We start from the raw sequence: 26,227 nt of genomic DNA on the forward strand, positions 1-26,227 counted from the left end.
TGGCAGCTTGACGCTACCGGCTCGGCCCTTTGGGATCAATGACCGTCGAATTGCACCAGGTCGAAGATCTCGATGTCTTGTTTTTCCAAGCGCTCGATGCCGCCAAGCTCCGGCAGGGACACGATAAAAGCCGCATGTTTGGCTTCGCCGCCCAGTTCACGCACCAGTTTGGCGGTGGCTTCGATGGTACCGCCGGTGGCCAGCAGGTCGTCAACCAGCAGCACTTTGTCGCCAGGGACGATGGCGTCGGTGTGGATCTCCAGGGTGTCCTGGCCGTATTCCAAGTCGTAGCTCTGGCTCAGGGTCTGGCGAGGCAGTTTGCCGGGTTTGCGCACCGGGATAAAACCGATACCCAGGGCCAGGGCCAGGGGCGCGCCGAAAATAAAGCCGCGCGCTTCAGCGCCCACCACTTTGGTAAAGCCCTGGTTCTCGTAATGCTCGGCCAGCAGGGTGATGCTCTCGGCAAAGGCGCGCGGGTCCTGCATCAGGCTGGTGACATCACGGAACAAAATGCCCGGTTTGGGGTAATCGGGGATGGTTTTGATGGCGTCTTTGATGACGGCCAGACTCTCTTTTTTCATGCTCATTTTTCACGCAACTGCGTTAGCCAAAGCGCCAAAGGGTAAGGGCTTTTAGCCCTGCTGGCAATTATTGGCGAGTTAATCTTCGATCACCGGCAAGCGGTAAAGATAGATAAGTACCGACACCAGTATCCCTACCAGCATGATCTTCAACCAGATCTTGGGCACCACGATAAGGGAGATACTGAAGGTGACCAGCATCATGGCCACGGCGCGGCGCCGGTAGCGGCGGCGCAGGCCTTTTTGCCGCTCCCAGTCTTGCACCATCTGCCCGAAATAGCGGTTAGTGCGCAGCCACTGGTGGCAACGGGGCGAGCCTTTGGCAAAACACCAAGCCGCCAGCAGAATAAAGGGGGTGGTTGGCAGCACCGGCAAGGCAATACCAATAACGCCAAGGGCAATCGCCACCCAACCAAACAACAGATAAAGAAACCGCACCGCCATCACAACTCCCCTGGGCCTGCCGGGCTGAGAGTTTACCCAATGGGGCTGGGGCAATCAATTTAGGCCCCCAGCAGCGCGCCCTTGCCGGCCAGTTCGCCAAGGGCCGCCAGCAGCTGCCGGGCAAGTATCCTTTGCTCCTCCCCTGGCGCGGCCAGGTGGCCGACAAGCGCCTTGGCGCTAAGGCCGGGCGATTGCTCTATCAGCGACAAGGCCTGAGCCATGGCGCTTGAGAGCAGCATAAAGGCGACTTTGTCGTCAAGGCCGCGGTAGACCAGCAAAAACACCGGCGCCGCCAGTGGCGCATCAGGGCGAAAATCGCTGCTTATCTGGTGCACCGGCCAGTGATAGGCCGCCAGCGCCGCCGCGCCACAGAGCCTGAGCGGCGTGTCGATATCGGGGCAAACCGGCGTACCCTCATCTTCGCTTCGCCCCACCGCCAGCTCCAGCCACTCGTAATGGGCCAGCTCCGCCATAAAAGGCGGGTCGCAGGGCCGGGGGCTAAAGGCGGGACCGTCCAAGTAATCTAAAAAGGCTTCGCTGATGTCTAAAAACAGCGGCGAGTGGCAGTCGTGGTCGGCATAGAAACGGCGCACCAGTTGCTGCCAGTCGCCCTCGGCATAGAGGCTTTTTAGCACCGGAAAAGACGAGCTTAAGAAGCCGTCGATGTTGTTGATAAAAAGCCGGCGGTAAATGGCCATGCGCCTATCTTCCACATCGGTTGGCGCCGGATGCTGCTCGGGGTCTCGAAGGTGGGCCATAAAGGCGTGCTGCACTTCTAAAAAGCTCATGCCACCTCCATTCTTGCCTGGGTTTGCAAGGTGGCGATAGTACCCACTTCACCTAGTAGCCCGCTCAAGGGCGGCAAGTTGAAGTCTCGCTCCAACAAGGTGGGAAAGACACCGTGATATTGATAGGCCTTGGCCAGCAGCGCCCAGACCGGGTCGATCACGTCGGCGCCGTGGGTGTCGACGATAAGGTCAGCCGCTTCCTGATGGTGCCCGGCGATATGGCCATAGGCGATGCGCCGGCTCGGCAGGGCTTTTAAGAAGGCCTCGGCGTCATAGCCGTGGTTGGTGGCGTTCACATAGATGTTGTTCACATCCAGCAGCAACTGGCAATCGGCCTCTTCCAGCACCGCATTGATAAAGGCAATTTCGCTCATCTCCTGGCCCGGCGCGCCGTAGTAGGACACGTTTTCCAGCACCAGGGGCCGCTCCAGAAAATCCTGCACTTGGCGAATGCGCGTTACCAGGTGAGTGACCGCTTGCTCGGTAAAAGGAATGGGCATCAGATCAAAGAGGTGGGCATTGCCCGAGCAGTACGAGAGGTGCTCGGAATAAAGGCGAATACGGTGCTCATCAAGAAAGGTCTTGAGGGCTTTGAGAAAGTCCCAATCAAGAGCTGCCGGGCTGCCGATAGACAGCGACAAACCGTGGCAGACAAAGGGGTGGCGCTCGGTCAGGGCGCGAAAACGCCGGCCATAGCCGCCACCGAGCTTCATCCAGTTTTCGGGGGCCACTTCCAAAAAGCTGACCGGCGCCGGTAAGGTGTCGCCAATATCGGCTAAAAAATCCCGCCGAAGCCCAAGGCCTGCGCCGCTGATAGGTCTGTTCATGGCTTGTCCTGGTAGAGGGTGCGGCAGACGCCGCACCCTGTCCGGTTAGTGGGCGCTACCGCACTTACCTTCTTTGTGGGCCTTGGTGTCTTCACCGCAGTTGCCCTCTTTCATTTTGGCCTTTTCGTCTTTCATCATCTTGGCCTTGTCTTCGCCGCACTTGCCTTCTTTCATCATCTTGGCTTTGTCTTCGCCGCACTTACCTTCTTTCATCATCTTGGCTTTGTCTTCGCCACACTTGCCTTCTTTCATCATCTTGGCTTTTTCTTCGCCGCACTTCCCTTCTTTCATCATTTTGGCTTTTTCTTCGCCGCACTTGCCTTCTTTCATCTTGGTTTTGTCTTCACCACACTTGCCTTCTTTCATCTTTTCTTCGGCCTGGCCCTCTTGCTTGGGGCTGCCGCCACATTTGGCTTCACCGCACTTAGCTTCGAATTGCTGAACCTGGTAACCCTGATTCAGTTGGGTCATGGCAAAAGGCGAGGCGCTGGCAGAGGCGGACGCCAGGGTACCAACGGCCAATACCCCAAGGGCTGCTGCAACACTGTTACGAGTTTTCATGCTGAATTTCCTTTAGTGGTTTAGGTATCAATGACGTGAACGGCGTAACGGCTGCCGGCAGGTCTCAGGCTAGTAGACCCGGTACATGTCACACGTCTTTCAATAAAATGCAGATCCCGTAAACTTGCCAACCTGTTTGCTACCTGGCTTTAAAAAATGCGCGTGATCCTGGCCCCGATGGAAGGGGTTGTCGACCATCTGATGCGAGATTTGCTCACCGCCCAAGGCGGTTTTGACCTGTGCGTCACCGAATTTTTGCGGGTGGTGGACCAGCTCTACCCGGAGCGCAGCTTTTTCAAGATCTGCCCTGAGTTGGCCAACGGCGCCAAAACCCCCAGCGGTGTGCCGGTGCGTATTCAGTTGCTGGGCCAATCCCCCGAATGGCTGGCCGAGAACGCAGCCCGCGCCGTGGCCCTTGGCTCGCCGGGTATTGATCTTAACTTTGGTTGCCCGGCCAAGACCGTTAACCGCAACAAGGGCGGCTCGGTGCTATTAAAAGAGCCAGAAACCCTTTACGCCATCATCCGCGAAGTGCGCCAAGCGGTGCCCGCCCATCAGCCGGTGACCGCCAAAATTCGTCTGGGCTACGACGACACCAGCCTGATGCTGGAGAACGCCCGCGCCATCGAAGCGGCTGGCGCCACCGAACTGGCAGTACATGCCCGCACCAAGCGCGATGGCTACCGCCCCCCCGCCTACTGGGAGCAAATCGCGCTTATCCGCAGCGAGATTGGCCTCAATGTCATCGCCAATGGTGAAATTTGGAGCAGCGACGATGCCAAGCGCTGCCAGGCTGTCAGCGGCAGTACCGACCTGATGATCGGCCGCGGCGCCCTGGCCTGCCCCAGTCTTGCCGCCGCCATCAAGGGCCTGGCCCCCAAAGCGCCTTGGGAAGCGGTGCAAGCCCTCTTAAAACGCTACTCCCAGTTCGAGATCCGGGGTGACAAGGGCCTTTATTACCCCAATCGCCTCAAGCAGTGGCTACAGTTTTTGCGCCTGCAATACCCTGAAGCCGAAGCGCTTTTTCAAAAGGTGCGCACCCTTAGCGATAAAGAAGCGATGCTGGAGAGCATCAACCCTTGATGCAGGTCAGCAAAGCCTGAGCCCAAGCCCTTTAGACTGATGCCATCATCCATGTGGAGGCATCCTCAAATGACAGACTTTGGCCAGTCGCTGGCGCAGGAACAGCAACAGCTGCTGCAGCAGATCCGCGCTCGCCTTATCGAACTGGGGGCGCCGGGGGCGCTATTGGAAGCCCTTGCCAGTCAGGGCGTGGATGGCTTGGGCGAGCAGCTGCCCAGTTACCCTGACCGCCAGCTTTATGGCCTGTGTAACCGCCTGAGCAAGGTAGAAGCCGCTCTGTGCCAGCTTGACCTTGGGCTCTTTGGGATCTGCGCCGATTGCGAAGCGGAAATCGAGATGGAGCGGCTTATCAAAGATGCCGCCGAGCAGCGCTGCGCCCGCTGCGCCAGTAAAGCCGTTTAAAAAACTTGCCAACACTCCTTGCTGTAGGCATGCTGTGGTCACTTGACAAATGTAAACCGAGCCGATGACCAACACAGCCGCCCTCTTCTTTTTTTGCTTCTTCGCTTCCTTCAAGGGAGGCGATGATGCGGCATGAGGTTATGTCAGCAGCATCATGAGGCCTCCCAAACGGGAGGCCTTTTTTGTATTGGAGGAGTTATGGATCTCAATACCCTGCGCCAGGAAATCGAAGCGCTGGACCAAAACCTGCTAAGCAGCCTGGCCAAGCGCCGGCAACTGGCTCTGGCGGTTGCCAAAGACAAAGCCAAGCGCCAGGGCGCGGTGCGCGATACCGCCCGCGAAGCGAGCCTGCTGCTGAGTCTGATGGAAAAAGGTCAGGCTTTGGGCCTGGATCCTGCCTACCTGACCCGGCTTTACCATGTCATCATCGAAGACTCGGTGCTATTGCAGCAGGCCTGGATGCAGCAAGGGGATGAAAAAGGCGTGTTGCATATTGCCCACCTTGGCCGCCCCGGCACCTATTCGCACTTGGCAGCCCAGGGTTACGCCAGCCGCCGCCAATGCCAGTTCCAGGGCCTTTGTTGCGAGAGCTTTGCCGATATCGTCAAAGCCGTGGAAGACGGCCGGGCGCCCTTGGGGCTGCTGCCTATCGAGAACACCTCTTCTGGCTCCATCAACGATGTCTACGATCTGCTGCGCCACACCCACCTGCATATCATCGGTGAGACCTACCTGAAGGTGGACCACCACCTGCTGGTCAAACCCGGCCTTAGCCTCGACAAAATTGAGCGGGTCTACTCCCACCCCCAGGCCTTGTTGCAATGCTCACATTACCTGGGCAAAACCACCCTCAAGCAGGAAGCCTGCCCGTCATCGGCCCACGCCATGGCCAAGGTGGCCGAGAGCGACGACCCCATTGCTGCCATAGGCCCGGAAAGCGGCGGCGCCCTTTACGGGCTGGTGGCCATTGACCGCCACCTTGCCAACCAGGAGGAAAACCACACCCGTTTTATCCTGGTCAGCCGCGACGCCCACACCGTGCCCAGCCAGCTACCGGCCAAAACCAGCCTTATCATGGCCACCCACAACACGCCGGGCGCCCTGGTCAGCGCCTTGCAGGTATTGCAGCAGCACGGCTTTAACATGACCAAGCTCGAGTCGCGCCCCATTCCCGGCAACCCCTGGGAAGAGCTGTTTTACATGGATGTGCAGGCCAACGACCAAAGCGATGAGTGGCAGCAGGCCTACCAGGAGCTCTGCGCCATCACCCGTTTTGTCAAAGTCCTGGGTTGTTACTCAGACGAGCGGGTCAAGGCCACCAGCGCGCCACTGCCGCAATAAAAAAGGGGCTGACAAGGTCAGCCCCGAAAAGACGGCTGGGCCGCCATGCTTTCTCATCCAGGGAGGAACCAGAGAAAGTCGGTTGGGCAGGTAAGGCCTGCCAAGCAGAGTAAAAAGGTGGCCCAGGGCCACCTTTTTAGTTACAGACGCCAGCTCAGCTTGGCGTAGAGGTAACGACCCAGCACGTCGTACACCTCAGGTACGGTGTTGGCGTCCGAATAGCTAGGAACGTATTCGGGATCGACGTCAAAGACGTTGTCCACACCCAGGGTGAAGGTGGTGCTGTCATTGATGTGATAGCTGCCGGACAAGTCGTTGTAAATCACCGAGTCGGTCTTGTAGCTGGTCAGGTTCAGGTCCTTCATGCCGTCGATATAACGCACCGACCATTTGGCATCCCAGCTGTCGCCGCTCACCGCCAGGCTGGCGTTGTGCTTCCACTTGGCATAGGCGCCTTGGTCACCGCTGATGGTGCCAGCGTAGTCTTCCCCTTCCTTGGTGTATTTACCCAAATAGCTGCTGTCAAAGCTGGCTGTCCAGCCCAGATCCCAAGCATTAAAGGCGTAACGGGCATCGATATCCACCCCGGACACTTCCTCTTTACCGATGTTGGTCAAGGGGCGTGACATATAAGAGATATCGCCGGAGACGGAGCTGCGGGTGATGTTCAGGGCATCACAAGCCGCGCTGTCGCCGCTATAGCAGTTGTCCAGATAAGACTGGGCGTCGATACGGTCGATGGCATCGGTGATCTTGATTTTGTAGTAGTCCACCGTGGCCGAGAAGCCATTCAGGAAGCTCGGGCTCCACACCGCGCCCAGGGTCAGGGTGTCAGCTTGCTCAGGTTTGAGATCGTCAGAAGAAGTCCAGGTGGTTTCAATCTGCGAGTCGCTGTAGCTGTAGCCGGTATTGCCAATCTGGGCGTTACAGTTCTGATAAAGAGAAGAACTGGTGCTGGCACTGCCGTAACCGGAGCAAGGGTCAGTCAGGTAGTCAAAGCTACCGACGTTACCACCGTACAGCTCGGACACGGTCGGGGCGCGGAAGGCCGTTGACCGCACGCCGCGAAGCATGAAATCGTCGTTCAGGCGCCAAGTGATCCCAAGTTTCCAGGTGTTGTCGCTACCGAAGGTGGAGTAGTCGAAGTAACGGATGGCCGCTTCTACCGACAAGTCCTTGACCAGGAATTTATCGGACAGCAGCGGAATGGCGAACTCGGCGTAGATTTGCTTGGTGTCGTAGCTGCCTGCGGTGGCGTCTTGCTGAGATTGGGCGCTGTCGCCGGCAACGGTCACAGAATCAGGCTGATACCAGCCTTTTTCGCGGCGATATTCGATACCGGAAGCGAAGCTGAACATACCGGCCGGCAGCTCGAACAGGTCGCCGGAGATGTTGGCGTTAACCACGTTCATCTCGTTGCCACCGGTGGACTGGTCGGTGTAATCCACGTAATCGAGGACGTCCTGGCTCAGCTCACCCTCACCGACAAACCAGTTGGCGCAGGGAATGGTAACGTTGTCACAGACGCTGGAATCGACAGTGTCGAGGATCTTGGAGGTGTTTTGCAGGTTGGACACCTTGCTCACCGCGTCATTGCGGCCCCAAGTGTAAGAGACATCCCAATCCAGGCCATTGTGGATATCCAGATACCCCTGGGCGCCCAACACATAGCGGCTGGTATCCACCACCTGAGAGTAACCCCTAGCGCCGGCGTCGGTCATCCGCCGTTTGTAGTAAACGTCGCTGCCCCAGATATTGCCGGTAGCGTCGGCAGGGATGGTCAGGGCAACCGGAGACGGCGCCAGTTGCTGGTTTGAGGTCCGCTTGGTGTAGAGGAATTCGCTGAATAGCTGGGTGTTGTCATTGAGCTGGTAGGAACCGTTACCAAACAGCGACAGGCGCTTTTGTGGGGTATAGAGGTACTGGTAAGGCACGTAGTTGTAGCTGTCGGTCTGGGACACCCAGTTACCGCTGGCATCTTGCTGCAGGTAGCCGTCACCGGCGTTTACCGAGCCACTGGGGATATAGCTACTGCCGCTGCCGCAGTTGCCGGCGGCGGTGCCGTCTTTGACACAGTCTGACCAATCGCGGTTGCTTTGCATGGCGCTGCCACGGTCAACGTAGCTGGCCCCTACCACGATGTTGGCCTTATCGGTGCTGCCGCCCATCAACAGGTTGATTTCACCGGTGTTGGCATCGCCCTTGTCGGTGCCGCCGTAGCTGACATCGAGCTGCACGCCCTGGAAGTCCTTCTTGGTGATGATGTTCACCACCCCGGCCACGGCATCAGAGCCATACACGGCGGAAGCGCCGTCTTTAAGCACTTCGATACGTTCAATCATGCCCACCGGAATGGAGCCCAGATCCACGGAGGAATCGGCACCGGTACCGGAGTTGACCATGCGCCGGCCATTGACCAGCACCAGGGTACGAGCTGTGCCCAGGCCGCGAAGGTCAACCCGCGCCGCTCCTTCACCGCCGTTGTTGGTGGCGGCGCCAGTCGGCGCACCGGCGCTGAAGGTGGCATCGGCCAGCACATCGGCAACTGAGGTATAACCGCTCGCCTGCAGATCTTTAGCCGAGATCACGGTGACCGGGCTGGCGGTTTCCATATCGGTACGCTTGATGCGTGAACCGGTGACTTCAATGCGTTCGGTTTGATTGGCATCGTCGGCGGCCAGAACCGGCAGCGAGACGGTAATAGCAGCGCCGCTCAGCAGCGCCCATTTGACAGCCTTATTAATGGCGGTTTGAGACATCATGACACACTCCCTTTTTTATTAACCGTTAGCGCAGAGGTTGCGTAAAAAACGGCCTGTTTTATTGCTTGGTTTTAAAAAGCGAGTTGATAGTCATGGACAGCCATGTGGCCGTCAAACGACGCATAGAGAGGAAAATAGCAAATAAGGAAGCAGCAGATGATGCCAAATTGTTAAAATCAGAATCTGAATTTCTTGGGCTTAACGGGGATTTGATAAATAAAAATTAAAACAGAAACAATAAAGACGCATTTATCGACATGGCACTCTTCATGAAAATCCTTAATTCCTCGCCAAAGCAAAAAATAAGGATGTCTTGCAATAGCAGGATAAAGATCACCTTTTCTCGTTAACAAGCCATAAAAAAGCGACCCGAAGGTCGCTTTTTGTTTTCCCGTTAATGGGAATTAGATGCGCCAGCTCAGCTTGGCGTATACGTAACGACCCAGAACGTCATATGCCTCAGGCACAGTGTTGGCGTCAGAGTAGTCAGGTACGTAGGCCGGATCTTCGTCGAAGACGTTGTCTACGCCCAGAGTCACAGTAGTGCTGTCATTGAAGTGATAGCTACCGGACAGGTCGTTGTAGACAACAGAGTCAGTCTTGAAGGTGTAGGGAGTACCGTTTTCGTATGCGCCATCGTCGTGCATGCCGTCGATGTAACGTACGGTCCACTTGGCATCCCAGCTGTCGCCGCTCAGAGCCAGGCTAGCGTTGTGTTTCCACTTGGCGTAGGCGCCTTGGTCACCACTGATGGTATCTGCGTAGTCGATACCTTCTTTGGTGTACTCGTCCAGGTAACTGGTATCCCAGGTGATGGTCCAGCCCAGGCCGGCCGCATCAAAGGCATAACGCATATCCAGGTCAACACCTTTGATCTTCTCGTTGCCGATGTTGGTCAGCGGACGAGACATGTAGGTGATGTCGCCGGAGTTGGCGCTACGCTCGATTTTCAGCACGCTACAGGCATTGGAATCGCCGTTGTAGCAGTTGTTCAGGTATTCCTGAGCATCGATACGGTCGATAGCGTCTTTGATCTCAATTTTGTAGTAATCAAGAGTCGCAGAGAAACCGTTGATGAAGCTCGGGCTCCACACCGCACCCAGGGTCAGGGTGTCAGCTTTTTCAGGCTTCAGGTTCGGATCGGAAGTCCAAGTGGTTTCGATCTGAGAGTCGCCATACTTGTAGCCGGTGTTGCCGATCTGAGTGTTACAGGTCTGGTATTTGGTAGAAGAAGCGCTGCCAGAACCGTAGTCAGAGCAGGGATCGTCCAGGTAGTCGAAGCTACCTACGCTACCGCCGTACAGTTCAGATACGGTAGGAGCGCGGAAGGCGGTAGAACGTACGCCACGCAGCATGAAGTCGTCGTTCAGACGCCAGGTCAGACCCAGTTTCCAGGTGGAATCGCTACCGAAGGTAGAGTAATCGAAGTAGCGGGCAGCTGCTTCGATAGACAGGTCTTTAACCAGGAACTTGTCGGACAGAACAGGGATAGCGAATTCCGCGTAAATCTGTTTGGTGTCGTAGCTACCAGCGGTGGCGTCTTGCTGAGACTGTGCGCTGTCGCCAGCTACAGTCACGGAGTCAGGCTGGAACCAGCCCTTCTCGCGACGGTATTCGATACCGGACGCGAAGCTGAACATACCGGCAGGCAGTTCGAACAGGTCACCGGAGATGTTGGCGTTGATAACGTTCATCTCGTTACCGCCGGTGGACTGGTCGGTATAGTCAACGTAATCCAGAACGTCTTGGCTCAGCTGACCTTCACCCACGAACCAGTTGGCACAGGGGATACCAGAATCGCCGCCGCACTTGTCCGGATCAACGGTGTCGAGGATCTTGGAGGTGTTCTGCAGGTTGGAAACCTTGGACACGGAGTCGTTACGGCCCCAAGTGTAGGACACGTCCCAATCCAGACCATTATGAATATCCAGGTAACCTTGAGCACCAATCACATAGCGAGTGGTATCAACGGTCTGCTCGTAGCCACGGGTACCGGCGTCGGTCATACGGCGCTTGTAGGTTACGGCTTTGTTTTCCGGGTTACCGGTGGCACCAGCGGGGATCTCCAGGCTTACCGGAGAAGGAGCCAGCTGCTGGTTGGACATCCGCTTGGTGTACAGGAACTCACTGAACAGCTGGGTGTTGTCAGTCAGCTGATAAGAACCGTTACCAAACAGAGAGGTACGCTTCTGAGGAGTGTACAGGTACTGGTAAGGGATGTAGTTATAGGTATCGGTCTGGGGTACCCAGTTGCCACTGGCGTCTTGCTGCATGTAGCCATCGCCAGCGTTGTATGAACCACCGGGGATATAGCTAGAGCCGCCACCACAGGCACCGTCTGGCAGGCCATCTTTGGCACAATCAGACCAGCCACGGTTGCTTTGCTTGGCAAGGCCACGGTCAACATAGGAGGCGCCGATAACCACGTTGGCTTTATCGGTGCTACCACCCATCAGCAGGTTGATTTCGCCAGTGTTGGCGTCGCCACGACTGGTGCCACCGTAACTGGCGTCTACTTGCAGGCCTTGGAAGTCTTTCTTAGTGATGATGTTCACCACACCGGCTACGGCGTCAGAGCCATAAACAGCGGAAGCACCATCTTTCAGGACTTCGATGCGCTCAATCATGCCTACAGGGATAGTAGACAGATCGACAGAGGAGTCAGCACCAGTACCGGAGTTAACCATACGGCGGCCGTTTACCAGCACCAGGGTACGGGCAGAGCCCAGACCACGCAGATCTACGCGAGAAGCACCGTTACCACCGTTGTTAGAGGCGGCACCGGTAGGCGCGCCGGCACTGAAGGTGGAGTCGGCCAGTACGTCGGCAACAGAGGTATAACCGCTGGCTTGCAGATCTTTGGCAGAGATAACAGAAACCGGAGAAGCGGTTTCCATGTCGGTACGCTTGATGCGTGAACCGGTTACTTCAATACGCTCAACATCGTTACCGTTGTCGGCGGCCAGGACAGGCATGGCTACAGCAGCAGTAGCACTTGCCAGCAACGCCCAGCTAACAGCTTTGGAAGTTTTATTTTTTGACATCATGACATCGTTTCCTTTGGCGATATTTTGTTCGCATTAGGATTTGTGGTTGTTTTTCGGGTTTTTAAAACCGCATTGATACTTAAACAGAGCCACTTTAATGTCAACGCAACAACATGATGCCAAAAGGTTTTTATTGTTTAACCGCAACTGCAATTTGAAAAACAAAACCACAATTAAAAGTTAATAAAAAGATAAAATAAAAAATAAAATCAGATAAAACAACAACATAAAAAAAGGCATATAGATTGAATAGCTATGCACTCTTTGCCCATTTTTTTTGCACAGGGAACTTTTTTTGTGACTGGTCTCACAGCCGGCAGCCGGAAAAGAACAAAAAACAAAAAACAAAAACAATAAAAAAACAAATTTAAATATAAGAACCATATTGCATCAAATTTAAAACAAAATGGCCATTTATGGAGACACACAGAGAGGCCCTTCTGTCTGTAAACAGCGCCTACCGATGAAAAAACAAACAACCAGATCGTGGGCGTTAGCTTCAGCGAAGGTCTGAAACACAACGAGGGAGCAAGGAGAGCACTCAAGTTCAAAGCGTGACAACAGCTCATCTACGAGCAAGACTGGTAAGGTCTGACCTGCGAAGCATCAAGATAGGCTTTAGGAACAGTCTCTACAAAAGCAGGTAAAGAGGGAAATGACCAAAGAGGCTTAAAACAGACATTAAAAAAGCCCCCGAAGGGGCTTTTTATCAGAGCTTAACGTTCTTACGAGCGGCTTCATCCCGCACGTAGCCTTCCCAGCTAGTAGCGGTCTTCTTGGTATCGTCATAGTTCTTCGCCAACTTGATTTGCTGAAGCGCCTCAAGATAGGACTTTTGGAAGAAGTATGCCTGAGCCAGCGCAAGATGAGCACGACCCGGTTCAGAGTGTGACAGCCCAGTTTTCGCGTTAACGGCCTTGTTCAAAGCAACAATCGCCGCCTTGTACTTTTCCTGCTCCAGCAGCAAGTTGCCCTGTTTCAGGAAGTCTTTACCGTTATCGCCGGCTTCACCCGCCTTACCGTAATAGTCGATAGCCTTGTCCAATTCCTTGGCGTTATGCCAGGTATTGGCCAGCGTGGACAGAGAAGACTCATCCTGCGGGATAAGGCCCGCTTTCATGAACTTCTCTTGGATCACCGCAGACTTGTAAGGAATGTCTTGGTTCGCATAAAGCTGTGCCAGTACTTTGCCTTCGTTTTCTTTGGTGAGGAAGCCCTGCTTGTAAGCCAATGCATAGGTCGCCAACGCCTTATCGGTGTTGTTAACCAGCATGTAGGCCTGACCAAGCTGCATCCACCACTGCTTCTCTTTTGGCTCAAGCTTCACCAGCTCTTCCAGTACGGGGATCATCGGCTTGTACATCTTGCGATCGAAATATGCAGCCAATTTCAACACGTACGGGTTTTTGTTGGGCTTTTTGTAAAGCTTGATGGCTTTATCGGCCAACGGCACAACCTTATCCAGCTGCTTCAGCTGGTAATAAGCCTGAGCCATCATGGTGTAAACGTCAGCACTTTCCTTACCGGAATAGTCCATCCATTTATCAAGATAAGTGAGCGACTCTTTCCACTTTTCCTGTTGCTGAAGCATCTGGCCGACCTGGCGCAATACGCCTTCTTGCTCTACTTGGTTCAGCTGACTGGAATCAGCAGCACGCTTTAGGTACTGCAGGGATTGGTCGTACTTTTCCTGATAGTAATAAATGGTACCGATAAAGCGATCGACATAAGCCTTGTCGTAACCATCACGAGGTGACATATCCAGCATGATCTTCAGCGCGCCGGCATAGTCCTCTTTAGAAAAGAGGTCGTACGCCTTGCTCACTGAACGGCCAGCAGACTCAGACAATGCCTGAGTCTTGCGCTTTGGCACCTGCTTGACCTGCACCACGTTGTCTTCAGCCACAGCGGACTGCGACAGGGTGACAGTGCCGGCCAAGGCCAACACTGCCAGTAAGGAAGAAGCGAGTTTTTTCATCTTCATTACTTTTTACCCTCCAGCTTGAAGTCCAGTTGAACTGTCAACCCAGGTTGCTTAACAGGCTTGCCGTCGATGATCTTCGGCTTGTATTTCCACTTGGCCAGGGCGCGCTTGGCTTCGCGATCAAAGATCCGCTTCGGCTGGGCATCGATAACTTCGATGTCTTCAACACCACCGACTTCGTTAATGGTGAAGCTCAGTTTTACCCAACCTTCTTTGCCATCACGGGCCGCTTCCACCGGATACTTAGGATCCATACGGAAGATAGGCGTTGCATCGCCGTCACCACCCATACCGCCACCAATGGTGGGGGCACCCATTGCAGGGCCTGAACCGCGCGATGAGAAGTCCATCTTCGGCATGTTCAGATTCTGCATCTGCTGCTGAGGCTTGCTCGGCTCATCCGGGATAGCCTTCAGCGGCTTAGGCGGCTGCTTAGGCGGTGGTGGCTTCTTCGGCAGCTCCCGCTGTTTATTCTGGGGAGGTGTCTCCTGCTTGTTCACAGAGATATCGATCGTCGGGGCATCAGCAGAACTTGGGTTCCGCTGCGCTCCACCGGAGATCAGATAGGCCATGAACCAGATCAGGAGAAACGTGACCGCAATCCCCAGCAATATGCTTGCTATGGATCTAGCCATAATTAACTCCCAGGGTCGGCGGCAACGGAGATCTTATCGACGCCCGCAGCTTTGACTTGGTCCATAACCTGCACAACAACACCGTGCTTGGAGTTCTTGTCGGCCTGGATAACAACAGATGCTTCAGGAGTTTCGGCCAACATTTTTTCAACGTTGGCGCGAACACGTTCCACATCCACCTGGCGTTTTTCCATGTAAATTTCGCCGTTTTCTTTAATCGCGATAAAGATATTGGCCGCTTTTTTCTTGGTAGCAGTTGCTGCCGTTGGGCGGTTTACATCAATACCTGACTCTTTGACAAAAGAGGTGGTCACGATGAAGAAGATCAGCATGATGAACACGATGTCGAGCATCGGAGTCATGTCAATGCTGGCTTCTTCCTCTTGCCGTACACGTCTACGTGCCATAGCTACTCTCTCTTAGTGATGCGGCATGCTATCGACGAGGCGATGGCTTGCAACTTTAACCTTGGCTTCCAGGCGTGAACTGAAGAACACACCAGACAGCGCCGCAACCATGCCTGCCATCGTCGGGATGGTGGCCATGGAGATACCTGACGCCATCAGACGGGGGTTACCCGTACCGGTGTTAGCCATGATTTCGAACACATGCACCATACCGGTTACAGTGCCGAGCAGTCCGATCAAGGGACACATGGCAACCATGGTCTTGATAAGCTGCATGCGCGCGTTCAACTTTTCATTGGCTTGGGAGATCCATGCCTCACGGATTCTATGCGCGTACCAGGATGTGGTGTCTTCACGGGCGTCCCAGTTACCCAGCACAGTTTTCACCAATTTGGGGAAACCTGTGGTCAGGTACAGATAGCGCTCGATCATCAGAACCCACATGATGAACAGCACGAGGGCCAGCCAGTAGAGGACTATACCCCCGGTATTCATAAAATCCCTGACAGATTCCCAAAGCTCTATCAGGAAGAGCATCATTACTTAGACTCCTTCTCCGCGTGCTCAGCGATGATGCCAGCAGCCTGTTCCTCAACGAGGTGGATCAGGGATTGGCTACGTGAGTACACGATGGAGTGAAGGAAAATCAGCGGCAGAGCAGCAACCAGACCCAGTACGGTGGTTACCAGCGCGGTAGAGATACCACCGGCCATGATTTTCGGGTCACCAGTACCGAACAGGGTAATGGACTGGAAGGTGTCGATCATACCGGTAACAGTACCCAGCAGACCCAGCAGCGGGGCTACAGCAGCCAGAACCTTGATGACGGATACGCCACGCTCGATACGCGGGGTTTCCTTCAGGATGGCTTCGTCCAGCTTCAGCTCAAGGGTTTCTACGTCAACGTTACGGTTGTTTTCGTAAACCTTAAGGATACGGCCCAGAGGGTTGTTATCGCTGGGGGTGTCGGACTTGCGCTGACGGCTGATAGCCGCGCTCATGCCGCCCAGAACAATCAGACGCTCCAGAACGATCAGCAGACCCAGTGCCAGTACACCAGTGATGATGTAACCAACGGTACCGCCCTGGTTGTAACGCTCAAGCAGAGTCACTTTCTGCGTCATCAGGGTCAGGATGGTGCCACGGGAAGGGTCAACATACAGAGGCGAGTAGCCGGAGGTGTTCTTACCGAAGCTGATAACGGTATCAGTCATGTAAGACTCAGGCTGACGAGACAGCTCGTCAACGGTGCCGCTTTCAGAGTTGTAAACCAGGTACTGGTCACTGCTCATCAGGTTGAAAGCGCCAACGCGGGTTACGTCCATTTCCTTTTTCTCACCGTCAACGGTGATAACAGGGGCTTTGAACTTAACCACTTCGCCAGAGGCGGTCATTTCTTTTTGCAGAGCAAACCACAGGTCTTCCAACTGTGGCAGCTCAGGCAGCTCTTTAGACTGAGCCAGTTCTTTCATTTCTTTATCGCGGCCAGGGTACTGGGCGGAAATGATAGAGGTCTGGAAGCGGGATTGGGCGTCGCCAGCAACCTGACGAACAACACCAAACATCTCACCCATGTTGCCAACGGCCAGGGTCAGTTTCTCTTCCAGGGCAGCCAGTTGCTTCTCGTTGTCAGCAAAGGAGGCTTCCAGTTGCTTACCACGAGCTTGCTCGGCAGCCAGTTCAGACTTGGCTTTGCTCAGCAGAGCTTGCTTGTCAGCGCGAGCGGACAGGAATTCCTGTTCGCGTTGCTTGTTGATTTTGTTGTCAGAAAGACGGTCTTTCTGAACATCTTGCAGCAACTGCTCTAGGGTCTTCGCCTGAGGAGCTGCGGCCAGAACAGGCTGGGCGGTCAAAACCAGACCAGCAGCCAGCACTACGCTCTTCAATACAGTTTTCATTCTGCAGACTCCGGTGCTTCGATTGGCAGTTTCATCAGGTTAGGTGCAGCCTGGTTACGAGCCAGCTTCACGGCCTCACGGACGGAAGTTACGTACTCATCACCCAGTTTTTCCCAATCTTTCTTCTCGCGGTTCCAGAACCAAGCGTTTTGCTGGTCCAGAGACAGCGCCAGATAGGCGACACGGCCAACGTGCACGAAGTCAACGGAGAGCTGTTTGCCATCGACGGGCAGAATACCCTGCCAGGCATAGCTCTTAGAGCCGTTTTCAACTTCGATCTGATAGGCATCGAGGATTTGACGATACTTCTCAGAGGTAGAAACAGAAGAATCTTCCATCATGTCACGCAGATGCTGAACACGCTGGGTGCGTTCTTCTTTTTCGAAAGGAACGTCGAGCTTAACAAACTGATCCAAAGCGTCGATCATTTTGTACATCAGCGGCACGACACCTTGTTGGGTCTTGGTGATGTTGGTGATCTGCTTGTTATAACGAGCCATTTCTTGCTTCTGGCTGTCAATCAGCTTGGCAATGTGGTCGTTATAAATTTTCAGGTTGTCAGTTTCTGCAACGGTGGTGCGGTAATCCGCAACCAGGTCACGGGTTTGATCCGAAAGCTTGTCAATCTTGGCCTGCGAAGCCGCAGCGGCGTCATTGATATTTTTCTCAACGTCTTGAGAAGAGACAAGAGGATCGGCCGCGTAAGCGGCGCTACCGGCAAACATAAAGGCACCGGCAAGGGCCGCAGCGAGTGTGCTTCTCTTGCTTAGTCTGGACATAGTTCCCAACCAACGTCTTATCGTTATAGAGCCCTACTCACCGAACAGTGGTAGGCGTTCGAAGGATTGCATCTCAGAAAAACGCCCGAGATACACCAGCTGTCGATGATTCCAGATTCGTTTCAGGGTGTCAATAAAGCATAGATAAGGCCTGCAGAGGAGATCACTTTATAGAATAAAGGCGGTTTACTTCTGCGATTTTATCGGCTTACCTGCTTTTTTCCTCGTTTCTTCACTCCTGGCCTATCTTTGCTAAAGACCGAAAACAAGTATCTACCTCTAGTCCACTAATTGGTTCGGTACTAGGCCCTTGGGTATAGGCCAATGTAAGGGCCGTTTCAGCCACAAAAAAGCCCCCTAGCAGGGGGCTTTCACATCAAGATACGTTTTTAAAACTTAACAGTAACACCAGCAAAGAAGTATCGGCCAGTTACATCATAAGCTTCAGATGCAGTATTAATACCGGTAGCTCCTGAGACTGAACTCTGGTTCAGGACAGGTGGTTTTTTGTCAAACGCATTCTTAATACCAACGTTCAGAGTCGTATTGTTGTTGAATGCATAGCTAGCATTGAGGTCATGATAGAAAACAGAGCTGATATTGTTGTAAGTCGTCAACGGTGCACCGTCGGTATAGTTCAGGTTACCTTCGTCAACGGAATCGACAACGCTATCCCAATAACGGATACGCCAAGCGACAGTCAGGGCGTCATAGTTATATGACAAGTTCAAGTTTGCACGGTTATCAGGGTAGAGTACTTGCCCCGCGTAATCGATAGAAGAGCCGTCGGCAATACCGGTTTCTTTAAACTCAAACAAGTGGTTCCAAATCAAGTTGGCTTTGAATGAGCCGCCCCACAGTTCAGTCACATAGGTCAGATCAACATCCAAACCACGGGTATCGATCTTGTTCTCGTTGGCAGTACCAGAGTTCACTTCAATCAAAGCACCCCGCACATCCCTGATAGCATTGCCATTACAGTCGGCAGAGAAGTCAGCAGACGAAGCGTCAAAGCAGCGGCTCAATACTACACTACGAGACGTGGTAGAGATGGCATTGTCCACCGAAATATCGTAGTAGTCCGTGGTGAGTGACAAACCGTCAATAATCTGCCATACAAAGCCACCGCTCCAAGTGTCCGCCGTTTCCTCTTTGACGTCAGGGTTACCACCAACATAGCCACCAGTCCCTTGACGTTCTGCTTGAGTCAAATCAAAGGAACCGCTTGCTGCAATTCGCGCAGCTACAGCAGGAATAGAACGACAGTTAGTTGCAACCTGGCCAGCAGTTGTTGCTGTTACACCATCACAGGGGTCTGATACAGTGGCAAAGGTTTCACCACGACCAGCATAGAGATCCGCAATATTGGGAGTACGGATAGCTCGTGCAGCTGACGCCCGGAATTTAAGGTCATCAATCGGTGAGTACTCAATGCCGGCATTCCAAGTGGTTTGGCCACCCACAATGCTGTGGTCGCTGTAACGCGCGGCCAAGTCCAGTTCCAAACGTTCGATCAACGGCAATACAAACTCGACGTAATAATCGGTTGTGTGAAGTGAACCATAGGTTGCATCGGTTTTGTTGGTAGAAGAGGCACCAGTTTGAGCCAGCTCGCCGGGATTATAGCTACCTTTCTCCAGACGCTGTTCAACACCAGCAGCCATCGATACATAACCACCAGGTAGTTCAAAAGGCAGATCACCAGTTAGACCGGTAGACACAACAAATTGTTCTGCTGCACCAGTGGCCTTTGCAGGTACCCGGACGTAGTCAACCGCAGCTTGTGAAACATTCTCTCCGAAAATATTGAGTGGCACGCACCCTTGCAGGCGGGCAAGGTCATTACGGCAGACCAGATTACCATTACCATCATCAATTACATCAAGCGCTTGAGCCGCACGCTCGATGTTAATCTGGCCGCCATCTTCTTGCTCTTGCTTGGTCTTACCCCATGTCAAGTAGCTATTCCACTGCCAGTTATCGTTGATATTGTAATCAACGCCAGTTGCAACACGGATAGTATTGCGTTCAAGGTCAGTAGAACGAGGACCAAACTCAACCATACGGCGAACGAAGGCATTAGTCTGGTTCAAATTGGTGATCCCAGCAGCAACCAACTGTTGACGCAGAGCGTCAGGGATCAACGGAGAACTTACGTCCATGCCACCAGTACCATTACGGTCTTGCAGCCAAACGTCATTCAAAACATCCAGAGGAGTAGGTTCGATAGTGGAATGGTCGGTTTCAGTTGAGTTCCAGTTCAACTCGGTCCATACACGCGTTTTGTCGTTTACATCTTGATAAATACCGGCCGCGGCATATTTACGTTCAAGCGGAGTAACCAACTGACGATAGGCAGCACGGTTAAAGCCACCGGAGTACGCTGTACCATCGGCATTAACAGTTTGATTATCACCGTTTGCATCGGTGTAGCTAATACGACCTTGAGGAGGATAAGAGGAGAACAGGTCTCCAACTACCTCATTGCCATTATCATCAAGAAAAATTGCCTGGTCTCTTGCAGAGAAACTTCTATCTGATGACTTCAAACCTTTGTCTTTGTCATAGCCAATAGAAACCCAAGCATTACCACCATTCCAGCTACCGCCGGTGGTAATGTTAATGGAATTCTGTTCGCGGTCGCTGTGGTCAGAAATGCCAGTCTGCAGATCAACTTCAACACCCTCGAAGTCTTTGCGGGTGATGATGTTAACAACACCTGCGACAGCATCAGACCCATAAATAGCAGAAGAGGCGCTCTTGAGAATCTCGATGCGTTCAATGAGCGAGGCGGGGATAGCGTTAAGGTCAACAGCGTAACCAGTTGATGGGTCTACCCCAGAAACAAAACGACGCCCGTTCACCAAAACAAGTGTACGCTCTTGACCAAGGTTACGTAGAGAAGTCGTGTTTAGACCAACAGTAGTGGTAGAGAAAACGCTGTTAGACTGGTCAGAAGCAGCAATTGCAACAGGTGTCTGTTTAAGAATATCAGCAACGTTGATAGCACCAGATTGCTTGATATCTTGCCGAGAGATGATGGTAACTGGGACCGGAGTTTCCAGATCGGTCCGTTTAATACGAGACCCTGTAACTTCGATACGCTCGGGCTGCTCATCTGATGCCGCATTATCAGCAGCATAAACAGGGGCAACTGAAAGCGCAGAAACCGCACTAGCAGCAACCAGCGCCCAGCGAACTGAGTTCGCCAACTTGTTATTGCGATACATATTTTTATCTCCCTGGACCATTTCCATGGCTTATTGTTTCAGCTTTGTATTGATTACCAGCTGTTGTTATTGGGTTTAACCCAACCGTCGCCAAACTATAAACACGTAAAAGAACATCAGTCAACACCATGATTACAATTGGCAAGACAAGTCTCGACAACCGTGAACAAACTCAACACAAGCTACAAAATACAAGGAGTTAGTAAGCAAAGGCCGACCAATAATGAAGGTTCTTTTAGCAAAGATGTAAACTGCCTTTCACCATCCTGGCCAAACAGCTCCAAGCTACCTCGTTATTGACTGTACATTTCTCAGGCAACTTGCTTATTTCCCGAAGTTAGCCAGTCCATTTTTTAACCATTTCTTTTGGCACTAATCGCATTTGTTAAATTTTCACCATCCAAAAGAGCACTTTTCAATCAATATGCGTTTAAACACAATTTTTAGGTACAATCCTGTCACCTCTCTTAGCCCGACCAACCACTTTGCTTTCCGATAAAACCAAGACCGAGATCCAGCGCCTCTATCGTACTTTGGGTGAACAAAGCCCCGGCTTTCGCCCGCGTAAAGGCCAGCAGCAGCTGATAGCAGAGGTTGCCAAAACCCTGGGGGGTGAGTACCACCGCCAGCAGCGGCTGCTGATGGCAGAAGCCGGCACCGGGGTCGGTAAGTCATTGGGTTATCTGATAGGTGCCTTGCCGGTTGCCCGGCACCATAAGCGCAAAGTGGTGGTAGCAACGGCGACGGTGGCGCTGCAAGAGCAGCTCATCAAGAAAGACATCCACCAGTTGGTTAAAGCGGGGCTTAAGGTAGAAGCGCGGTTACTCAAAGGCCGCCAGCGCTATTGCTGCCTTCATAAACTGCAAAGTGCCTCCAGTGCTGCCGACCTCTTTAATGGCGCCGATTTGTACCAAAAGCTGCTGCATAGCTATGCAACGGGTAAATGGGACGGCGACCGTGACAGCTGGCCCAAGGTTATCCCCCAGGAGCAATGGCGCAACCTGGAAAGCGACCGCTTGAGTTGTAGCGGCGCTGGCCATCGCGACTGCCCTTATTGGAAAGTCAGGGATAAACCGGAGCAAGTGGACCTGTGGGTGGTAAACCACCATGTACTGCTCACCGACCTTGCCCAGGGCGGCGGTACCTTGCTGCCCGACCCTGACAACACCTTTTACATCATTGACGAGGCCCACCACCTGGCCGAAAGCGCCCGCTCCTTTTTGGAACAGCACAGCCGCCTGCTGGCTGACAAAGACTGGCTGACCCGCCTGCCGGGCTGGCTCGATGAATTGCAGGGCTTTGTCAAAAAAGACAGTCTGGTAGGCCCTTCGATGGTGGTGCAAGACACCGCCCAGGAACTGGCTGGCGGCCAGCAAAGCGTCTACCAGTGGCTTGGCCGCCAGCGCTTTTTTGACGAGCCCCAATACCGCTTTCCCGAAGGGAGGTTGCCCAAATGGCTTAAGCATGTGGCAGAAGATCAGCACGCCGCCGCCCAAAAGCTCAACGGCAAGCTGCAACAGGTATTGGCCCTTATCGACAGCGACAGCACCCCGAAATTGCTGCCACTGCAAGAGCAGCTGCTGACCGCCATGGAAGGCGCCGAGCGCCTGCAAAAGCTCTGGGGAGCACTGGCCGCAGACCAAACCATCCCCTGGGCCAAATGGCTTGAGCGCACCGACAAAGACATCATCCTCTCGGCCGCCCCCATTGAGGTGGCGAACGAGCTTAAATACAAGCTTTGGGAGCCTTGCGCCGGTGCGGTGCTGGTCTCTGCTACCTTGCAAAGCCACCAGGGCTTTAGCCACGCCGCTAGAGAGCTTGGCCTTGGCAAGATGGAAGGCTGCCAATATAAGGTGCTGCCCTCGCCTTTTGACTACCCCAATCAGGGGCGGCTGGTGATCCCTGCCATGAAGACCGATCCCTCCGACAGCGCCTTTACCGACGAGCTGGCCGAAGTCCTCCCCCAATGGCTGCCGGCCAATGAGGCGTCTTTGGTGCTTTTTGCCAGCTACTGGCAAATGGAAGCGGTGGTGAAAAAACTGGAAGGGCGCCTGCCCATCGCGCCGTTGGTGCAGGGCCGCGAGAATCGCCAGGCCATGCTCGACGCCCATGCGCTGAGGGTCAAAAACGGCCAGGGCTCAATCCTGTTTGGGACCGGCGCTCTAGCCGAGGGCCTGGATCTTAAAGGTGAGCTGCTGACCAACCTCATCATCACCAAGCTGCCCTTTGCAGTGCCTGACGATCCGGTGAGCCAGGCCCAGGCCGAATATATCGAAGCCAAGGGCGGCAACGCTTTCATGTCCCTGGCCCTGCCGCAAGTCGCCAGGCGGTTGGTCCAGGCCGCAGGGCGGCTGCTGCGCTCTGAAACCGACCACGGCACCATAGTGCTTCTGGACAGGCGCCTAGTGACCCGCCGTTACGGCGCCCAGCTGCTCAATGCCCTGCCCCCTTTTCGCCGCGAAATAACACGCTGATCCCAAGGAGCCCGACGTGACCGACCTGGTATTGCAGCCCGATGTTTGGCTGTGGTTGCCAATGGTGGCTTTTGCCGCCGGCTTTATCGACGCCATCGCCGGTGGCGGCGGCTTGTTGACGGTGCCAGCCCTGCTCACGGCAGGCTTGCCGCCGCATCTGGCCCTTGGCACCAACAAGCTTTCGTCCACCTTCGGCGCCAGCACCGCATCCTGGGCCTTTTTTAAAAAGCGCCTCTTTGATCCGGCGCTGTGGAAAGTCGCCGCCCTTGGCACCCTGCTCGGCGCCCTGTTCGGCACCTTGACCGTCGACTGGTTAAAAGCCGAATGGCTGGAGAAGCTGCTGCCCCTGGCGGTGCTGAGCGCCGCTCTTTACACCTTGCTGATGCCCAAGGTAGAAGAGGGTAGGCGCCACCTACCTCAAGGGCAGCGCCTCAAAACCAAGCAAGGCCTGCAAGGCGCGGTGCTGGGTGCTTACGACGGCGTATTCGGCCCCGGCACCGGCGCCTTTTGGACGGTGTCGACCGTGGCCCTTTATAAGCTCGACCTCCTCCATGCCAGCGGCGTAGCCCGCACCATGAACTTCATCTCCAACCTCACTTCTTTGGCCACCTTTGCCCTCTTGGGCCATATCCATTGGTACCTGGGGCTGGCCATGGGCTCGGCGCTGATGGTGGGGGCTTATCTTGGCGCCCACTGTGCGATACGCTTTGGCGGCAGCTTTATTCGCCCTATCTTTATTACCGTGGTGCTGGTCATGGCCAGCAAACTGGCCTGGGAGGCCTGGTGGATCAACTAGAAGCCGTTAACCGCCTGCACGTCGCCCTTGACGAGTTGGCAAGACAAGCGGCGCAGGCCGACAGCGACCGCGCCCGCAAGGGCCGGCTTGCTAAAAACCCCAACAAAGCTTTGTTTCCAGAAGGATTGTTCCGGCAAAAAGGGCGCGCCTTCGGCCCTTATATCGATGAGCTAAAAGACAGCCTCGATGATTTAGCCGCCCTCGCACCCCAGCTCAGCGCTCAGGCCATCAGCCATCGCCTGGAAGCCTTTGAGAATAAATTCCTGGCCCTCAAGCGGGCCATTAACCAGCAGCGCCTGGCCGACGATACCGGCCCTGCCGTGCAACCAGCCTTAAGGGCGGTGGTGGGGCGTTACCGGCCGCTTTACGACAAGCTCAAGGAATACAAAGAGTACGAGCGGCGCCTGGACCAGAAAATTCGTGAATTAAAAAATGACAGCTTCATGACAATGCAACATCAGGCTGAAATACTGCGCCAGTACCAACGCCTGGGACGCTGTCGCCAGGCCATTACCGAACTGGAAGAACGTCTGGAGGCCCTTGAGGCCGCCTGGAGGCACTAAATGCGTTTGAAGTCTTTGCTGGCCCTGTCCCTCTTTACTCTCTCGGCCCACGCCGCCGAGCTGACATTGTCGGACGCGGTCTATGTCCACCAGTTGGATAACCAGGAAGTCAAAAACTACCTGTGGAACAAGACCGACAAGCTGGAGCTCAGCCCCGGCCAACACCAGCTGAAGGTCAGCTACTCCTGGATCTTCGACGACGGCTTTGAGTCACACACCAAAGTGACGGTAGACGAGCACTGGATCACCCTCGATATCCCAAAAGACGGCAACTACCTGCTCACCACCCCCGAGCTTATCGATATCGATGCCGCCGAGAAGTGGGCCAAAGCACCCAAGTTCGTGCTGGAAACCGCTAAAGGCAAAACCTTGGCCGCTGTTGCGCCCCGCCCCGACGCACCGCCGCCGCCCCCAGCTCCTGCAGCCGCTCCGGTAACCGTAGATGGCACCAACATGGCAGAGCAGCAGCTCCAGTACTGGTGGAGCCAGGCCGACGCCGCTACCCGGGCCCGTTTCAAAGCCTGGTTAGACAAACAGCACTGATGCTGCCACTGGTTTATCACACCAGTTACAGCTTTCCCTTGCCGGCCAATCACCGTTTCCCGGTCGGCAAGTATGCCGCGCTCCGATCCTGGCTTGACCAGGATCTGGCCGGCCACCCCCACCGCTATTTCAGCGCCGAGCCTGACCCTAACTACCCTCGCCGCTGGCACGAGCCAGCCTATGTGGAAGGTTTTCTCAGCCAGAGCTTGCCGACGATGATGGCAAGGCGCATCGGCTTTCCCATGAGTGAGCGCCTTATCGAGCGTACCCTGGCTGCCAACAGCGGCACTTTGTTGACCGCCGAACTGGCGCTGCAACACGGCCTGGCCCTGCATCTATCCGGCGGTTACCACCATGCCCACTACGCCCAGGGCGGCGGCTACTGCATCTTCAACGATCTGGCCATGGCCGCCCAAACCCTGGTGGCGCAAGGCAAGGTGCGCCGAGTGCTCGTGTTCGACTGTGATGTGCATCAAGGGGATGGCACCGCCACCATGCTGGCCGGCCACCCCGATTGCATCAGCGTGTCGGTGCATGCCGAGCGCAACTACCCGGCCCGTAAGCCGGACTCCGACCTTGATGTGGCGCTACCAGCCGGCATTGCCGACCAAGCTTATCTGGCGGCCGTAGAAGAGGCGTTAACCTTGGTGCTGCGCCTCTATCAGCCGGACTTGGTGCTGTACGACGCCGGAGTCGACATTCATGCCGACGACGAGCTGGGGTATTTCAATGTCTCAAGCCAGGGGCTTTACCAGCGAGATTGGTTGGTGCTGAGCCGATGTCTGGCTGCCGAAATTCCGGTGGCTGCCGTGATTGGCGGCGGCTACCAAAGAGATTTACAAAAAGTGGTGGCGCTGCACCGGCTGCTGTTCAAGGCCGCCGCAGATATTGCACCATGAAAAAGCGGGCATCAGCCTAATGCCAGTCAGTTAAGCTGACTGGCATTTTTTCTTTCTCGCTGGGTACTTGCTGTGTTTTGGCCGGATACAGCGTGGATATGACCGGTCTGGTCGTCGGTCGGGGAGCTTGAACTGGGCCAGGGTGCTAATGAACCACGCGTATTGCTTGGGATATGCGCCTGG

At 54.6% G+C, this 26,227-nt stretch carries 22 protein-coding genes; 8 read left to right on the plus strand and 14 right to left on the minus strand.

Features of this window, described 5'->3' with window-relative positions:
• Nucleotides 1–35: 35 nt before the first annotated feature.
• From apt to EDC28_RS05445, 5 genes are all read right to left on the minus strand, one after another.
• Nucleotides 36–587, minus strand: coding sequence for an adenine phosphoribosyltransferase (gene apt, locus EDC28_RS05425; protein ID WP_050657499.1), 552 nt, complete (start codon nt 585–587; stop codon nt 36–38).
• Nucleotides 588–659: 72 nt separating this feature from the next.
• Nucleotides 660–1,025: a YbaN family protein gene (locus EDC28_RS05430; protein WP_050657498.1), complete on the minus strand. Its 366-nt coding sequence runs from the start codon at nt 1,023–1,025 to the stop codon at nt 660–662.
• A gap of 59 nt (nt 1,026–1,084) precedes the next feature.
• Nucleotides 1,085–1,813: an HvfC family RiPP maturation protein gene (locus tag EDC28_RS05435; protein WP_123420916.1), complete on the minus strand. Its 729-nt coding sequence runs from the start codon at nt 1,811–1,813 to the stop codon at nt 1,085–1,087.
• Nucleotides 1,810–2,640: an HvfB family MNIO-type RiPP peptide maturase gene (locus tag EDC28_RS05440; RefSeq protein WP_123420917.1), complete on the minus strand. Its 831-nt coding sequence runs from the start codon at nt 2,638–2,640 to the stop codon at nt 1,810–1,812. Before EDC28_RS05440 ends, EDC28_RS05435 begins: the two co-directional genes overlap by 4 nt.
• Nucleotides 2,641–2,685: 45 nt before the next feature.
• On the minus strand, nt 2,686–3,201 hold the full coding sequence (locus tag EDC28_RS05445; protein WP_050657495.1) for an HvfA family oxazolone/thioamide-modified RiPP metallophore: 516 nt from the start codon (nt 3,199–3,201) through the stop codon (nt 2,686–2,688).
• Nucleotides 3,202–3,357: 156 nt separating this feature from the next.
• On the opposite strand from EDC28_RS05445, the gene EDC28_RS05450 reads away from it, so the two are divergent.
• From EDC28_RS05450 to EDC28_RS05460, 3 genes are all read left to right on the plus strand, one after another.
• Nucleotides 3,358–4,284, plus strand: coding sequence for a tRNA-dihydrouridine synthase (locus tag EDC28_RS05450; RefSeq protein WP_123420918.1), 927 nt, complete (start codon nt 3,358–3,360; stop codon nt 4,282–4,284).
• 69 nt (nt 4,285–4,353) lie between these two features.
• A complete protein-coding gene (locus EDC28_RS05455; RefSeq protein WP_050657493.1) occupies nt 4,354–4,686 on the plus strand; it encodes a TraR/DksA C4-type zinc finger protein in 333 nt (110 codons plus the stop codon).
• Nucleotides 4,687–4,884: 198 nt separating this feature from the next.
• The gene (locus tag EDC28_RS05460) at nt 4,885–6,027 is read left to right on the plus strand and encodes a prephenate dehydratase domain-containing protein (protein WP_050657492.1); all 1,143 of its coding nucleotides are present in this window, start codon (nt 4,885–4,887) and stop codon (nt 6,025–6,027) included.
• A gap of 140 nt (nt 6,028–6,167) precedes the next feature.
• Here EDC28_RS05460 and EDC28_RS05465 read toward each other — a convergent pair whose 3' ends face one another.
• From EDC28_RS05465 to EDC28_RS05510, 9 genes are all read right to left on the minus strand, one after another.
• Nucleotides 6,168–8,789, minus strand: coding sequence for a TonB-dependent receptor plug domain-containing protein (locus EDC28_RS05465; RefSeq protein WP_123420919.1), 2,622 nt, complete (start codon nt 8,787–8,789; stop codon nt 6,168–6,170).
• 404 nt (nt 8,790–9,193) lie between these two features.
• Nucleotides 9,194–11,836: a TonB-dependent receptor gene (locus EDC28_RS05470; RefSeq protein WP_050657490.1), complete on the minus strand. Its 2,643-nt coding sequence runs from the start codon at nt 11,834–11,836 to the stop codon at nt 9,194–9,196.
• A 709-nt stretch (nt 11,837–12,545) separates the two neighbouring features.
• Nucleotides 12,546–13,814: a tetratricopeptide repeat protein gene (locus EDC28_RS05480; protein ID WP_198173971.1), complete on the minus strand. Its 1,269-nt coding sequence runs from the start codon at nt 13,812–13,814 to the stop codon at nt 12,546–12,548.
• A gap of 5 nt (nt 13,815–13,819) precedes the next feature.
• Complete coding sequence (locus EDC28_RS05485; RefSeq protein WP_050657487.1) at nt 13,820–14,455, minus strand: energy transducer TonB; 636 nt, start codon at nt 14,453–14,455, stop codon at nt 13,820–13,822.
• Between the two features lie 2 nt (nt 14,456–14,457).
• Nucleotides 14,458–14,862 (minus strand): ExbD/TolR family protein, encoded by a 405-nt coding sequence (locus EDC28_RS05490; protein ID WP_050657486.1) that lies wholly within the window; start codon nt 14,860–14,862, stop codon nt 14,458–14,460.
• A gap of 12 nt (nt 14,863–14,874) precedes the next feature.
• Nucleotides 14,875–15,402: a MotA/TolQ/ExbB proton channel family protein gene (locus EDC28_RS05495; protein ID WP_336391498.1), complete on the minus strand. Its 528-nt coding sequence runs from the start codon at nt 15,400–15,402 to the stop codon at nt 14,875–14,877.
• Nucleotides 15,402–16,760, minus strand: coding sequence for a MotA/TolQ/ExbB proton channel family protein (locus EDC28_RS05500; RefSeq protein WP_050657485.1), 1,359 nt, complete (start codon nt 16,758–16,760; stop codon nt 15,402–15,404). The genes EDC28_RS05495 and EDC28_RS05500 overlap by 1 nt, the downstream gene beginning before the upstream one ends.
• Entirely contained in the window at nt 16,757–17,539 is a 783-nt protein-coding gene (locus tag EDC28_RS05505; protein WP_123420921.1) for a DUF3450 domain-containing protein, read from the minus strand. The genes EDC28_RS05500 and EDC28_RS05505 overlap by 4 nt, the downstream gene beginning before the upstream one ends.
• A 389-nt stretch (nt 17,540–17,928) precedes the next feature.
• On the minus strand, nt 17,929–20,769 hold the full coding sequence (locus EDC28_RS05510) for a TonB-dependent receptor domain-containing protein (RefSeq protein WP_123420940.1): 2,841 nt from the start codon (nt 20,767–20,769) through the stop codon (nt 17,929–17,931).
• Nucleotides 20,770–21,254: 485 nt separating this feature from the next.
• Between EDC28_RS05510 and dinG the strand changes: the two genes are divergently transcribed.
• The 5 genes from dinG to EDC28_RS05535 are packed head-to-tail and all read left to right on the plus strand — an operon-like array spanning nt 21,255 to nt 26,044.
• On the plus strand, nt 21,255–23,243 hold the full coding sequence (dinG, locus tag EDC28_RS05515; protein WP_170164035.1) for an ATP-dependent DNA helicase DinG: 1,989 nt from the start codon (nt 21,255–21,257) through the stop codon (nt 23,241–23,243).
• A gap of 16 nt (nt 23,244–23,259) precedes the next feature.
• Nucleotides 23,260–24,039 (plus strand): TSUP family transporter, encoded by a 780-nt coding sequence (locus tag EDC28_RS05520; RefSeq protein WP_336391499.1) that lies wholly within the window; start codon nt 23,260–23,262, stop codon nt 24,037–24,039.
• A complete protein-coding gene (gene priC / locus EDC28_RS05525; RefSeq protein WP_050657480.1) occupies nt 24,027–24,602 on the plus strand; it encodes a primosomal replication protein PriC in 576 nt (191 codons plus the stop codon). Before EDC28_RS05520 ends, priC begins: the two co-directional genes overlap by 13 nt.
• Nucleotides 24,603–25,145 carry a DUF2057 family protein gene (locus EDC28_RS05530; RefSeq protein WP_050657479.1) on the plus strand — a complete coding sequence of 181 codons (543 nt, stop codon included), beginning with the start codon at nt 24,603–24,605 and terminating at the stop codon, nt 25,143–25,145.
• Nucleotides 25,145–26,044, plus strand: a complete 900-nt coding sequence (locus tag EDC28_RS05535; RefSeq protein ID WP_123420923.1) for a histone deacetylase family protein — start codon at nt 25,145–25,147, stop codon at nt 26,042–26,044. Before EDC28_RS05530 ends, EDC28_RS05535 begins: the two co-directional genes overlap by 1 nt.
• Nucleotides 26,045–26,227 lie beyond the last annotated feature (183 nt).

This window comes from Gallaecimonas pentaromativorans, assembly GCF_003751625.1.
Taxonomy (GTDB): Bacteria; Pseudomonadota; Gammaproteobacteria; order Enterobacterales; family Gallaecimonadaceae; genus Gallaecimonas; species Gallaecimonas pentaromativorans.

Excerpts from the sequence above, each read along its gene's own strand:
- apt (WP_050657499.1), bottom strand. The coding sequence starts at position 587 with ATGAGCATGAAAAAAGAGAGTCTGGCCGTCATCAAAGACGCCATCAAA.
- EDC28_RS05430 (WP_050657498.1), bottom strand. The coding sequence starts at position 1,025 with ATGGCGGTGCGGTTTCTTTATCTGTTGTTTGGTTGGGTGGCGATTGCC.
- EDC28_RS05435 (WP_123420916.1), bottom strand. The coding sequence starts at position 1,813 with ATGAGCTTTTTAGAAGTGCAGCACGCCTTTATGGCCCACCTTCGAGAC.
- EDC28_RS05440 (WP_123420917.1), bottom strand. The coding sequence starts at position 2,640 with ATGAACAGACCTATCAGCGGCGCAGGCCTTGGGCTTCGGCGGGATTTT.
- EDC28_RS05445 (WP_050657495.1), bottom strand. The coding sequence starts at position 3,201 with ATGAAAACTCGTAACAGTGTTGCAGCAGCCCTTGGGGTATTGGCCGTT.
- EDC28_RS05450 (WP_123420918.1), top strand. The coding sequence starts at position 3,358 with ATGCGCGTGATCCTGGCCCCGATGGAAGGGGTTGTCGACCATCTGATG.
- EDC28_RS05455 (WP_050657493.1), top strand. The coding sequence starts at position 4,354 with ATGACAGACTTTGGCCAGTCGCTGGCGCAGGAACAGCAACAGCTGCTG.
- EDC28_RS05460 (WP_050657492.1), top strand. The coding sequence starts at position 4,885 with ATGGATCTCAATACCCTGCGCCAGGAAATCGAAGCGCTGGACCAAAAC.
- EDC28_RS05465 (WP_123420919.1), bottom strand. The coding sequence starts at position 8,789 with ATGATGTCTCAAACCGCCATTAATAAGGCTGTCAAATGGGCGCTGCTG.
- EDC28_RS05470 (WP_050657490.1), bottom strand. The coding sequence starts at position 11,836 with ATGATGTCAAAAAATAAAACTTCCAAAGCTGTTAGCTGGGCGTTGCTG.
- EDC28_RS05480 (WP_198173971.1), bottom strand. The coding sequence starts at position 13,814 with ATGAAAAAACTCGCTTCTTCCTTACTGGCAGTGTTGGCCTTGGCCGGC.
- EDC28_RS05485 (WP_050657487.1), bottom strand. The coding sequence starts at position 14,455 with ATGGCTAGATCCATAGCAAGCATATTGCTGGGGATTGCGGTCACGTTT.
- EDC28_RS05490 (WP_050657486.1), bottom strand. The coding sequence starts at position 14,862 with ATGGCACGTAGACGTGTACGGCAAGAGGAAGAAGCCAGCATTGACATG.
- EDC28_RS05495 (WP_336391498.1), bottom strand. The coding sequence starts at position 15,402 with ATGATGCTCTTCCTGATAGAGCTTTGGGAATCTGTCAGGGATTTTATG.
- EDC28_RS05500 (WP_050657485.1), bottom strand. The coding sequence starts at position 16,760 with ATGAAAACTGTATTGAAGAGCGTAGTGCTGGCTGCTGGTCTGGTTTTG.
- EDC28_RS05505 (WP_123420921.1), bottom strand. The coding sequence starts at position 17,539 with ATGTCCAGACTAAGCAAGAGAAGCACACTCGCTGCGGCCCTTGCCGGT.
- EDC28_RS05510 (WP_123420940.1), bottom strand. The coding sequence starts at position 20,769 with ATGTATCGCAATAACAAGTTGGCGAACTCAGTTCGCTGGGCGCTGGTT.
- EDC28_RS05530 (WP_050657479.1), top strand. The coding sequence starts at position 24,603 with ATGCGTTTGAAGTCTTTGCTGGCCCTGTCCCTCTTTACTCTCTCGGCC.
- EDC28_RS05535 (WP_123420923.1), top strand. The coding sequence starts at position 25,145 with ATGCTGCCACTGGTTTATCACACCAGTTACAGCTTTCCCTTGCCGGCC.